Here is a 12,009-nt window from a genome sequence, read left to right on the forward strand (position 1 = left end):
CCAACCTTCAGCCGTCTGCGCGGCCGAAATCAGTCAACCGCAGCACCGCGTAGCCGGCTTCGTCCGAAGCGTCCAGATCCACCTCGGCTTGGATCGCCCAGTCGTGGTTGCCCGCCGGGTCGTCGATGATCTGCCGGACCTTCCACAGCCGGGCCGCGGAGTCGGGTTCGTGCACGAACAGAGCCGGGCCCCGGGCCGAGGGGCCGGCGTTGATGAACTCGTGTTCATCCCAGTAGTCGTCCAGGGCGTCCGCCCATCGGTCGGCATTCCAGCCGGCGTCGGCATCGAGTTCGCCCAGCGCTTCGAAGTTGTCCCGGGAGGCCAATTCCACCCGACGGAACAGTTCGTTGCGGACCATCACCCGGAATGCCCGGTCATTGCGGGTCAGCGCGGGCGGGGCGGCCAGTACGCCGTCCGCGGAGGCGGGATCGGCGGCTGAAGCGGTTTCGTGCCCGGCGGCCAGGGCTTCCCATTCGTCCAACAGGCTGGAATCGACCTGCCGGACCAGCTCGCCGAGCCAGGCGATCAGATCCGAAAGGTCTTCACTGAGCGCATTCGGCGGCACGGTTTGGCGCAAAGCCCGGTAGGCGTCGGCCAGGTAACGCAGCACGATGCCCTCGCTGCGGGCTAGCGAGTAGAACTGGACGTATTCGCCGAAGTTCATCGCCCGTTCGGCCAGGTCCCGGACGATCGACTTGGGCTCGACGGTGAAATCGCCCAGCCACGGCGCGGACTTCCGATAGGTGTCGAAAGCCTGGCGCAGCAGCTCGCCGAGCGGCTGCGGATAGCTGATTTCCTCGAGGGCGTTCATCCGTTCCTCGTACTCCATGCCTTCGGCCTTCATCGCGGCGATCGCTTCGCCGCGGGCGTACTTCAACTGGGCGGAAAGGATCTGCCGGGGGTTCTCCAGCGTCGATTCGATCACCGACACCACATCGTGCGCGTAGCTGGGCGATTCCGGGTCCAACAACTCCAGCGCGGCCAGCGCGAACGGGGAGAGCGGTTGGTTCAGGGCGAAGTTCAGCTGCAGGTGGACGGTCAACCGGAGCGTCCTTCCGTCCGCGGTCTGTTCCGCGAGCGGGATCCTTTCCACCACATCGGCCACCAGCAACTCGCGCAGGATGCCCAGGGCCTTGCGCATCAGCTTCAACTGGACGGCCCGGGGTTCCCGGTTCTCGCTGAGCAGCCGGCGGGCCGCGGTGAAGGGGTTGCCCGGCCGCTCCAACAGATTCAGCAGCATGGCATGGGTGATCGTGAAACTCGAGGACAGCGGTTCCGGCTCCGATTCGACCAAGCGGGTGAAGGTGGGCTCGCCCCAGCTGACGAAGCCTTCCGGGGGTTTCTTCTTCACCACTTGGCGCAGCTTGCGCTGATCGTCGCCGAACTTCGCCTGCGCCTTCGCCATCGCCTTGGCGTTTTCCACGGTGTGTTCCGGCGCCTGCACGATCACCGTGCCCGCAGTGTCGAACCCGGCCCGCCCGGCGCGGCCGGCGATTTGATGAAATTCGCGGGCCTGCAGTGTCCGGGTCCGGACGCCGTCGTACTTGCTCAAAGCGGTGAAGAGCACCGTGCGGATCGGCACATTGATGCCGACGCCGAGCGTGTCAGTGCCGCAGATCACCTTGAGCAGCCCGGCCTGGGCCAGTTGCTCGACCAAGCGCCGGTACTTCGGCAGCATCCCGGCGTGGTGCACCCCGACGCCGTGGCGGACCAGACGGTTCAAGGTTTTGCCGAATCCTGGGGAGAAGCGGAAGCGCGCGATCATTTCCGAGATACGCTGCTTTTCCTCCTTGCTGCACATGTTGATGCTCATCAGGGTCTGCGCGCGCTCGATCGCCTCGGCCTGGCTGAAGTGCACGATGTACACCGGAGCCTGATGGGTATTGAGCAGTTCTTCGATGGTTTCGTGCACCGGGGTCTGCACGTAGTAGTAGTGCAGCGGGATCGGCCGTTCGGCGGAGGCTACGGTGACCGTGTTCCGCCCGGTGCGCTCGGTGAGTTCCTTTTCGAAACTGCTCACATCGCCCAGTGTGGCGCTCATCAGCAGGAACTGGGCCTGCGGCAATTCGAGCAGCGGAACTTGCCAGGCCCAACCGCGTTGCGGGTCGGAGAAGTAGTGGAACTCGTCCATCACCACGGTGCCCACCGCAGCGGCTGGGCCTTCGCGCAGGGCGATATTGGCCAGGATCTCCGCAGTGCAGCAGATGATCGGCGCCTCCGGGTTGACCGAGGAATCGCCGGTGACCATGCCCACGTTCTTCGCACCGAAGATCTCGATCAGGGCGAAGAACTTCTCCGAGACCAGGGCCTTGATCGGCGCGGTGTAGTAGCTGCGTTCCTGGGCCGCCAGCGCGGTGAAATGCGCGGCCACGGCCACCAGGGATTTGCCGGAGCCGGTCGGCGTGGCCAGAATGACGTTGTTGCCACTGGCGAGTTCCATCACGGCTTCGTCCTGGGCCGGGTAGAGGCTCAGCCCCTGAGCCGCGCTCCAGTCCACGAATCCGTCGTAAATGGCGTCCGGGTCTTCGCCGGACATCGGCAGCTTGTCAAGGAGTGTCATCGACTCCAGCCTAGCCGCAAGCCGTCCGCAGCTTGCCCGTCGGCTCGGTTCGGCAACCAGGATGACAGTATGCTCGGAAGCAGACGTTGGCAACGAGCGCGGAGGCTGCAATGACAGTAACGTGGGACCCACAGCGATACGTCCAGTTCGGGGATTTCCGGAACCGGCCCTTTTTCGACCTGACCGCACGGGTTTTGGCCGATCGACCCGCCTCGGTGGTCGATCTGGGTTGCGGCCCCGGCAATTTGACCGGCACGCTCGCCGCCCGGTGGCCGCAGGCCCGGGTGCTCGGCCTGGATTCCTCACCTGAGATGATCTCCGCCGCAACGGCGGCGGAACATCCGCAGAATCTGAGTTTCTCGGTGGCCGACGTGGTGGACTGGCAACCCGCAGCCGACACCGACGTGGTGGTGACCAATGCCGTGCTGCAGTGGGTGCCGGAGCACCGGGAACTGCTCCCGGCCTGGCTCGCGGCGCTGCGGCCCGGAGCATGGTTCGCGATGCAGGTGCCGGGGAATTTCGGCGCGGCCTCACATGTCCTGATGCGCGAAGTGGCGGAGTCGCCAGTTTGGCGGGACCGGCTCGACGGCGTGCTCCGGCACGAGGACGCGGTGGGCGAGCCGGCGGACTACTTGGAGATTTTCCTGGCTGCCGGGATGCGCGCCGACGCCTGGGAAACCACTTATCAGCAAGTGCTGCAAGGGCCGCATCCGGTGCTGGACTGGGTGCGCGGCACCGGCCTGCGCCCGGTGCTCAATGCGCTCTCCACGGACGCCGCGGCAGCCTTCGAGGCGGAATACTCGGCTCGGTTGGACCTGGCGTATCCGCAACGCGACTTCGGCACGGTCTTCCCGTTCCGACGAATCTTCGTGGTGGGCCGGAAGATCTGAAACCGGACCGCAGGCGGTGATTCACCAGCCCCGGGCGAGCCAATCCGCCAACTGGGGCCGTTCGGCACCGAGTGTGGTGCCGGCACCGTGCCCCGGATGCACCACGGTGTCGTCCGGGAGCCGGTCGAAGATCCGTTCCTTGACGTCGCGGAACAGCTGGTCGAACCGGGCCGGGTCCCGATCGGTGTTGCCGACGCCGCCCGGGAACAGCGAGTCCCCGGTGAACAGGTGCGCCGGACCGGTCGGGTCCCGGTAAAGCAAGGCGATGGACCCCGGCGTGTGCCCGCGCAGCGCGATCGCTGCCAACTCGAAACCGTCGAATTCGCCGATGTCGCCGTCGCCGACCGGGCTGTCCGTGGCCACTTCGATGTCCGGCGCGTCCGGTGCCCCGGCGACGGTGCGCGCGCCGCTGGCCGCCACGACCGCGGCCAACGCCCGGACGTGGTCCCAGTGCGAGTGCGTGGTGATCACCGCCTGCAGCTTCGGCGGCCGTCCATCGGCGGTGTCCGCGCTCGCGGATGCGAGCATTCCGAAGATCGCCGGCGCGTCGTCGGCGGCATCGATGAGCACCTGGCTGCCGCTCGTGCGGGAGGTCAGCAGGTAGACGTTGTTGTCCATCGCGCTGACCGAAATCCGGCGGATGGTCAGGAGCGGGCTCTGCAAGAGCACTTCGGGCAGCTGCGATTCGACCATGCTGCAAGATTAGCCGAGGCCGGGCGGCGGAGCTGATTCGATAAGGTATATAGTTGACTTAGTCAAGCAATTTTTCTGGGAGGAATCATGGCGGTCGAGGATCAAACCCTCGTCGACCTGGTCAATGAAGTATTCCGGCTTTTCCGGACGCTCAAAAGCCTGTCGCACGAACCTTCAGTGGAAGGCCCGAGGTTGGCCCACATCGGGATCATCGGGCTTTTGGCCCAGTCCGGGGAATGCCGGGCCAGCGCCCTCGCGGAGATGATCGGCGTCGGGCCCAGTGCGCTGAGCCGGCAGCTGGCCGATCTGGCGGAACAGGGTCTGGTGCTCCGCCGGCCCGATCCGGAGGACGGACGGGCCACCTTGATCAAAGTCTCCCCGGAAGGCGCGCAAGTCCTGGCCGGAGTGATGTCGCAGCGCGCCGATCGGATGCGGCAGCGGCTGCGGGGCTGGAACGAGGCCGAAGCCCGGGACGCACTGGCCGCCGTCGCGCGGCTGGCGAATGCGCTCCAAGGCAGCACGCCGTCCCCGGTGCCGGAGGCGGCAGACGCCCCGGCGGCAGAGGGTTCGCCGGAACTTCGCTGAGAGGCGAATTTCCGCGACAATCCGAACATTTGCTGACAATCTGATTGCCTGAGCGTAGTTTTGGTCCGGGGGATTGCTCAAGATTGAAGCTTGCCGGGCGACTTCCGCCTGGCAATCGGGCGCACCGCAGGAGGATCCTTTGTTATTCCGGTTGATTGCGAGGAACCTGGCTCCGCACAAGGCAGTGCTGAGCGGCATCGTGGTTCTGCAATTGCTTTCCGTCGTGGCGACGTTGTACCTGCCCACCCTGAACGCGGACATCATCGACGAGGGCGTGGTCAAGCAGGACACCGGCACGATTTATTCGCTCGGCCTGTGGATGCTGCTGATTTCTTTGGGGCAAATCATCTGCGCGATCGCCGCCACCTATCTGAGCGCCCGGCTGGCGATGACCGTGGGCCGGACCATCCGCAGTGACCTGTTCCGCAAAGTGGAATCATTCTCCGCCCGGGAAGTCGGCACTTTCGGCGCGCCTTCGTTGATCACCCGGACCAGCAACGACGTGCAGCAGATCCAGATGCTGACCTTGATGTCGTTCACCATGATGGTGACCGCGCCGATCATGTGCATCGGCGGAATCGTGCTCGCCCTGCAACAGGATGTCCCGCTCTCCGGATTGCTCCTGGTGATCATCCCGGTGCTGGTGATCGCGATCGGGCTGATCGTGCGCAAACTGGTTCCGCTGTTCCGCAAAGGCCAGGCCCAGCTGGACGCGATCAACGCGGTCCTGCGGGAGCAGATCATGGGGGTGAGCGTGATCCGCGCCTTCGTGCGCCGGGAACACGAAGCTGCCCGGTTCGACGTGGCCAACCGCAACCTCACCAGGACCCAGCTCGGCGCCGGCCGGCTGCTGTCGCTGATGTTTCCGATCATCATGGCCGTGGTCAGCATGGCCTCGGTCGGGGTGCTCTGGTTCGGCGGCCTGCGGATCGACGCCGGCGGTATGCAGATCGGTGCCTTGACCGCCTTTTTGAGCTACATCATGCAGATCCTGATGGCGGTCATGTTCGCTTTGTTCATGTTCATGATGATCCCGCGGGCAGCGGTCAGCGCGGAACGGATCCAGGCGGTGCTGAACACCGAATCCTCGGTGTTGGACGCTGCCGGCGCGCGGACGCTGCCGGACCTGGACGGCAGCATCGAATTCCGGGACGTCGAGTTCAGCTATCCGGGGGCCGAGGCGCCGGTGGTCTCCGGGCTGAGCTTCCAGGCCAAACCGGGCACCACGACGGCGGTGATCGGTTCCACCGGCAGCGGAAAGACGACCTTGATCAATTTGATTCCGCGGCTTTTGGACCGCACCGGAGGGAACATCGCGTTGGGCGGGGTGGAAAGCCACCAGCTCACCCTGGACTCCTTGCGGTCCTCGATCGGTCTGGTGCCGCAGAAGGCGTATTTGTTTTCCGGAACCGTGGCCTCGAATGTGCGCTTCGGCAAACCCGATGCGAGCGAAGCGGAAATCTGGGCGGCCTTGGAAATCGCCCAGGCAGCCGATTTCGTCCGGGAACTGCCGGACGGGCTGGACGCACCGATAGAACAGGGCGGGGCGAATGTCTCCGGCGGACAGCGGCAGCGGTTGTGCATTGCCCGGGCGATCATCGGCCGGCCCAAGGTCTATCTTTTCGACGACAGTTTTTCGGCGCTCGACTTCAGCACCGACGCCAGGCTCCGTGCGGCGTTGAAACCGGTGACCACTGAGGCGACCGTGATCCTGGTGGCGCAGCGGGTCAATACGATCCGGCATGCGGACAACATCCTGGTCCTGGACGAGGGCAGGCTGGTCGGCCAAGGCACCCACGACCAGCTGATGGCGGACAATCCGACCTATCAGGAGATCGTCACCTCGCAGCTCACCGCCGAAGACCAGGAGAATGCCGCATGAGCATGATGGGGCGCGGCGGGCCGCCGCAGAAGGCCATCGCCTTCGGAGCCAGCCTGAAACGGATCCTCGGTCTGATGCGGCCGGATCGGTTGCGGATGGCCTGGGTGATTTTCCTGGCCGCAGTTTCGGTGCTGCTCTCGGTGGCGGCGCCGAAAGTCCTGGGGCACGCGACCGACTTGATCTTCCAAGGCGTGGTCGGCAAGATGCTCGGCGGGCAGTTCCCCGCCGGAACCAGCAAGGAGCAGGCGGTGGCTGCGCTCCGGGCGGCGAACCAAGGACAGCTGGCCGACTTGGTCAGCGGGACCGATGCCGTGATCGGGCAGGGCATCGACTTCCAAGCGCTCGGCTGGGTGATGCTCTCGGTGCTGCTGCTCTACGTGATCTCGTTCTTCTTCAACTGGAGCCAGGGCTACATCACCACCGGGATCGTGCAACGGGCGATGTACCGGCTGCGCCAGGACGTCGAAGCGAAACTGGACCGGTTGCCGATGCGCCACTTCCAAGAAGCTTCGCGCGGCGACGTGCTCAGCCGGGTCACCAATGACATCGACAATTTCGCCCAGACGCTCAACCAGACCCTGACCCAGCTGCTGACCTCGGTGCTGACCGTGATCGGCGTGATCGCGATGATGTTCTCGATCTCCTGGTCGCTGGCCCTGATCGCACTGTGCTCGGTGCCGTTGATCGCCGGCATCACGGTGCTGGTGGCCCGGCGCTCGCGGGTGCAGTTCGTGGCACAGTGGAAGACCACCGGCGAACTCAACGGGCATATCGAGGAGATGTTCACCGGGCATGAGATCGTGAAGGCTTTCGGCCAGCAGAAGGCCGCGATCGAGAAGTTCGAGCTGGCCAACGACGGGCTGTACAAGTCCAGTTCCAAAGCCCAGTTCATCTCCGGAATCATCATGCCCTCGACCGGGTTCGTCGCGAATCTGAGCTATGTGGCGATCGCCGTCGTCGGGGCTCTGCAGATCACCGCGGGGCAGATCACCTTGGGCTCGGTGCAGGCCTTCATCCAGTACTCGCGGCAGTTCAGCCAGCCGATCGCGCAGATCGGCGGAATGATCAACCTCCTGCAATCCGGGGTGGCTTCCGCGGAACGGGTCTTCAAACTGCTCGACGAGCCGGAACAGAGCCCGGACCACGAACCGGCTGCCAGCCTGGGCCGCCCGGGCGAGCCGATCCAGGGCCGGGTGGTCTTCGACCGGGTCGATTTCAGTTACAAAGCGGACGAGCCGCTGATCGAAGACCTCTCCCTGGTCGCAGAACCGGGCCAGACGGTGGCTATCGTGGGGCCGACCGGGGCGGGCAAAACCACCCTGGTCAATTTGCTGATGCGGTTCTACGACATCGACTCCGGAAAGATCTCGATCGACGGCGTGGACACCGCGCAGTTGACCCGGGACGACCTCCGGCAACGGTTCGGCATGGTGTTGCAGGACGCCTGGCTGTTTTCCGGGACGATCCGGGACAATCTCGCCTACGGCCGGCTCGACGCCTCCGAGGCGGAGATCATCGAAGCCGCAGAGGCGACCTATGTGGACCACTTCGTGCGGGCGCTCCCGGACGGCTACGACACGGTGCTTTCCGACGACGGCGATTCGCTGAGTCAGGGGCAGCGGCAACTGATGACCATTGCCCGGGCTTGGCTGGCCAATCCGTCGATCCTGATCCTGGACGAAGCCACGAGTTCGGTGGACACCCGTACCGAGGTGCTGATCCGGCAGGCGATGGGCAGGCTCCGCGAGGACCGGACGAGCTTCGTGATCGCGCACCGGCTGTCCACGATCCGGGACGCGGATCTGATCCTGGTGATGGACCACGGCCGGATCATCGAACAGGGCACCCATGAGGAGCTGCTGGCGGCCGGCGGTTTTTACGAAAAGCTTTACATGTCCCAGTTCGGGGACCCGATGGTGGAAGAACAGGTGCCTACGGTATGAGTGTGACAAAAACCAAGCCGGTCGACGGCGGCCTTTCAAGCTGGCGGCCGGCCGCGGGGAGTTCGGTGGCGCCTTTCGAGCAGCTGCGCCTGCTGATTGCGGACCTGATCGGCCGGGGCGTGCTCCCGGTGGGCTCGAAGCTGCCCACGGTCCGGGCGCTGGCCTCCTCGAGCGGTTTGGCGGTGAACACCGTAGCCCGGGCATTCCGCGAACTGGAGAGCGCCGGCGTGGTGCACACACTGGGCCGCGGCGGCACCGTGGTGGCCGCATCCGGCGATGCGATCCGCGAACAGGTGGCGCAGGCCGCGGCGGAATTCGCCGCAGTGGTGCACGGCCTGGGGCTTCCGGAAGCCGATGCCCTGGCCATCGCGGGGGCAGCGTTGCGGCGGTGACTGGCACCCCGACTCGATACTGTCGGTGGCTCCGGCTAAGCTGACCGCGGAACAAACGTCATTCGAAGACATTTTCGATTAGGATATGAGTCGTGCCTAAAGCTGCTGAATCTTCCCTTGCCCCGACGCGCGAGCTGAACAGCGTCCGCGAACCGGTGAAACGCCCGGACATGTCCCGCCTCGTGGTCAAAGGGGCGCGGGAACACAATCTGCGCAATGTCGATCTGGACCTGCCCCGGGACTCGATGATCGTGTTCACCGGGCTTTCCGGCTCCGGAAAATCCTCGCTCGCCTTCGACACGATCTTCGCCGAAGGGCAACGCCGTTATGTGGAGTCGTTGTCCGCCTATGCCCGGCAGTTCCTCGGCCAAGTGGACAAGCCGGACGTCGACTTCATCGAAGGTTTGTCGCCCGCGGTCTCGATCGACCAGAAGTCGACCTCCAAAAATCCGCGCTCCACAGTGGGCACGATCACCGAGATCTACGATTACATGCGTTTGCTCTGGGCCCGGGTGGGCCGCCCGCATTGTCCGATCTGCGGCGAGCCGGTGGCCAGGCAGACCCCGCAGCAGATCGTGGACCAATTGCTGGAGATGGCCGAAGGCACCCGGTTCCAGGTCTTGGCCCCGGTGGTCCGCGGCCGGAAGGGCGAGTTCGTCGACCTGTTCAAGGAACTGACCGCCAAGGGCTACTCCCGGGCCAAGGTGGACGGCGAATTGATCCAGCTCGCCGAAGCCCCGAAGCTGGGCAAACAGTACAAGCACACCATCGAGGTCGTGGTCGACCGGTTGGTGGTCCGCGACGGGATCCAGCAACGGCTCACGGACTCCGTGGAGACCGCATTGCTGCTCGCCGAGGGCCGGGTGCTGGTGGAACTGGTCGATGTTGCGGAGGACGACGCCGAGACCGTGCGGATCCGGAGCTTCTCGGAGAACTTGGCCTGTCCGAACGAACATCCGCTGGCGATCGACGAGATCGAGCCGCGGTCCTTTTCCTTCAACAACCCGTTCGGCGCGTGTTCGGCATGTTCCGGAATCGGCACGAAGCTGGAAGTCGACGAAGAACTCGTGGTGCCCAATCCGGCCCTGCCGTTGGGCGAAGGAGCAATCGCACCCTGGTCCCTGGGCGCGGCGACCACCGAATACTGGAACCGCCTGCTCGAGGGGCTGGGCAAGGAGCTCGGCTTCGATCTGGGCATGCCGTGGCGGAAACTCTCCACCGAAGCCAGGCAGGCGATCCTGCACGGCAAAGACCACAACGTGGTGGTGCAGTACCGAAACCGCTTCGGCCGGGAACGCAAGTACTCGACCGGATTCGAAGGCGTCATCCAGTACATCCACCGCAAGCACCTGGAAACCGAGTCGGATTACGCCCGGGACCGCTATGAAGAGTACATGCGGCAGGTCCCGTGCCCGGAGTGCGGGGGTGCCAGACTGAACCCGGCCTCGCTTTCGGTGCTGATCAACAACAAGTCGATCGCCGCGGTGGCTGCGATGCCGATGCGCGAATGCTTCGAATTCCTCTCCTCGCTCGAACTGACCGACCGGGAAGCGCAGATCGCCGCCCAAGTGCTCAAGGAAATCCAGGCCAGACTTACCTTCCTGCTCGACGTCGGCTTGGAATACCTGAATCTGGAGCGGGCCTCGGCCACGCTTTCCGGCGGTGAAGCGCAACGGATCAGGCTCGCCACCCAAATCGGTTCCGGTTTGGTCGGCGTGCTGTATGTGCTCGATGAACCTTCGATCGGGTTGCACCAACGGGACAACCGCCGGCTCATCGAGACGCTCACCAGGCTCCGGGACCTCGGCAACACGCTGATCGTGGTGGAACACGACGAGGACACCATCCACGAAGCGGATTGGGTGGTCGACATCGGACCGGGCGCGGGGGAGCACGGTGGCCAGGTGGTGCACTCCGGGCCGTTGGCGGGCCTGCTCAGCAATACTTCTTCGTTGACCGGGGATTACCTCTCCGGACGGAAGAAGATCGAAGTCCCGGCGAAGCGGCGCAAGTTCGACAAGAAGCGGGTGCTCAAAGTCGTCGGCGCCCGGGAGAACAACCTGCGCAACCTCGACGCGGTGTTCCCGCTGGGTGTTTTCACCGCGGTCACCGGGGTCTCGGGCTCCGGAAAGTCGACCCTGGTCAACGAGATCCTGTACAAGGTGCTCGCGAACAAGCTCAACGGCGCCAAGCAAGTCGCCGGTCGGCACACCAAGGTCGAAGGGCTGGAGCAACTGGACAAGGTGGTGCACGTCGACCAGAGTCCGATCGGCCGGACTCCGCGTTCCAACCCCGCCACCTACACCGGAGTCTTCGACAATATCCGGAAGCTCTTCGCGGAGACCACTGAAGCCAAGGTCCGCGGATACCAGCCGGGGCGGTTCTCGTTCAACGTCAAAGGTGGGCGCTGCGAAGCGTGTTCCGGAGACGGCACCTTGAAGATCGAAATGAACTTCCTTCCCGATGTCTATGTTCCGTGCGAAGTCTGCCACGGTGCACGCTACAACCGGGAGACCTTGGAGGTGCATTACAAGGGCAAGACCATTGCGGACGTGCTCAATATGCCGATCGAAGAGGGCGCCGAGTTCTTCGCGGCCTTCACCCCGATCGCCCGGCACCTCAACACCCTGGTCGACGTCGGCCTGGGCTATGTCCGATTGGGCCAGCCGGCCACCACGCTCTCCGGCGGCGAAGCGCAACGGGTGAAGCTGGCCTCCGAGCTGCAGAAGCGTTCCAACGGGCGGAGCATCTACGTGCTCGATGAACCGACTACGGGCTTGCATTTCGAAGACATTCGCAAGCTGCTCCTGGTCTTGCAGGGATTGGTGGACAAAGGCAACACCGTGATCACCATCGAGCACAACCTCGATGTGATCAAGAGCGCCGATTGGTTGATCGACTTGGGTCCGGACGGCGGTTCTGGAGGCGGCCAGATCATCGCCACCGGCACCCCGGAGACGGTAGCCAAGTCCACCGAGAGCTACACTGCGGCCTTCCTCCGCGAGGTGCTTTGAACCGCAGCCGAGGCGGCCGCACCGGTGATAGATATGCCGTGACAGGCATG

General features: G+C 64.7%; 8 protein-coding genes. 6 read left to right on the forward strand and 2 right to left on the reverse strand.

Features of this window, described 5'->3' with window-relative positions; genetic code table 11:
* Window positions 1-7: 7 nt before the first annotated feature.
* A complete protein-coding gene (locus tag JOE69_RS17575) occupies window positions 8-2,560 on the reverse strand; it encodes a DEAD/DEAH box helicase (RefSeq protein WP_309800978.1) in 2,553 nt (850 codons plus the stop codon).
* A gap of 110 nt (window positions 2,561-2,670) precedes the next feature.
* Between JOE69_RS17575 and JOE69_RS17580 the strand changes: the two genes are divergently transcribed.
* On the forward strand, window positions 2,671-3,450 hold the full coding sequence (locus tag JOE69_RS17580; RefSeq protein WP_309800980.1) for a trans-aconitate 2-methyltransferase: 780 nt from the start codon (window positions 2,671-2,673) through the stop codon (window positions 3,448-3,450).
* A gap of 21 nt (window positions 3,451-3,471) precedes the next feature.
* On the opposite strand, the gene JOE69_RS17585 is transcribed toward JOE69_RS17580, so the two are convergent.
* Window positions 3,472-4,143 (reverse strand): MBL fold metallo-hydrolase, encoded by a 672-nt coding sequence (locus JOE69_RS17585; protein WP_309800981.1) that lies wholly within the window; start codon window positions 4,141-4,143, stop codon window positions 3,472-3,474.
* An 87-nt stretch (window positions 4,144-4,230) separates the two neighbouring features.
* Between JOE69_RS17585 and JOE69_RS17590 the strand changes: the two genes are divergently transcribed.
* From JOE69_RS17590 to uvrA, 5 genes are all read left to right on the forward strand, one after another.
* The gene (locus tag JOE69_RS17590; RefSeq protein ID WP_309800983.1) at window positions 4,231-4,728 is read left to right on the forward strand and encodes a MarR family winged helix-turn-helix transcriptional regulator; all 498 of its coding nucleotides are present in this window, start codon (window positions 4,231-4,233) and stop codon (window positions 4,726-4,728) included.
* Window positions 4,729-4,867: 139 nt separating this feature from the next.
* Window positions 4,868-6,610, forward strand: coding sequence for an ABC transporter ATP-binding protein (locus JOE69_RS17595; RefSeq protein ID WP_309800985.1), 1,743 nt, complete (start codon window positions 4,868-4,870; stop codon window positions 6,608-6,610).
* On the forward strand, window positions 6,607-8,553 hold the full coding sequence (locus JOE69_RS17600; RefSeq protein WP_309800987.1) for an ABC transporter ATP-binding protein: 1,947 nt from the start codon (window positions 6,607-6,609) through the stop codon (window positions 8,551-8,553). Before JOE69_RS17595 ends, JOE69_RS17600 begins: the two co-directional genes overlap by 4 nt.
* Window positions 8,550-8,945 (forward strand): GntR family transcriptional regulator, encoded by a 396-nt coding sequence (locus JOE69_RS17605; protein ID WP_296361650.1) that lies wholly within the window; start codon window positions 8,550-8,552, stop codon window positions 8,943-8,945. Before JOE69_RS17600 ends, JOE69_RS17605 begins: the two co-directional genes overlap by 4 nt.
* A gap of 92 nt (window positions 8,946-9,037) precedes the next feature.
* Complete coding sequence (gene uvrA / locus JOE69_RS17610; RefSeq protein WP_296361652.1) at window positions 9,038-11,959, forward strand: excinuclease ABC subunit UvrA; 2,922 nt, start codon at window positions 9,038-9,040, stop codon at window positions 11,957-11,959.
* The last annotated feature ends 50 nt before the right edge of the window (window positions 11,960-12,009 follow it).

It is taken from the genome of Arthrobacter russicus (assembly GCF_031454135.1).
GTDB classification, from domain to species: domain Bacteria; phylum Actinomycetota; class Actinomycetes; order Actinomycetales; family Micrococcaceae; genus Renibacterium; species Renibacterium russicum.

Excerpts from the sequence above, each read along its gene's own strand:
- JOE69_RS17600 (WP_309800987.1), top strand. The coding sequence starts at position 6,607 with ATGAGCATGATGGGGCGCGGCGGGCCGCCGCAGAAGGCCATCGCCTTC.
- JOE69_RS17580 (WP_309800980.1), top strand. The coding sequence starts at position 2,671 with ATGACAGTAACGTGGGACCCACAGCGATACGTCCAGTTCGGGGATTTC.
- JOE69_RS17585 (WP_309800981.1), bottom strand. The coding sequence starts at position 4,143 with ATGGTCGAATCGCAGCTGCCCGAAGTGCTCTTGCAGAGCCCGCTCCTG.
- JOE69_RS17590 (WP_309800983.1), top strand. The coding sequence starts at position 4,231 with ATGGCGGTCGAGGATCAAACCCTCGTCGACCTGGTCAATGAAGTATTC.
- JOE69_RS17605 (WP_296361650.1), top strand. The coding sequence starts at position 8,550 with ATGAGTGTGACAAAAACCAAGCCGGTCGACGGCGGCCTTTCAAGCTGG.
- JOE69_RS17575 (WP_309800978.1), bottom strand. The coding sequence starts at position 2,560 with ATGACACTCCTTGACAAGCTGCCGATGTCCGGCGAAGACCCGGACGCC.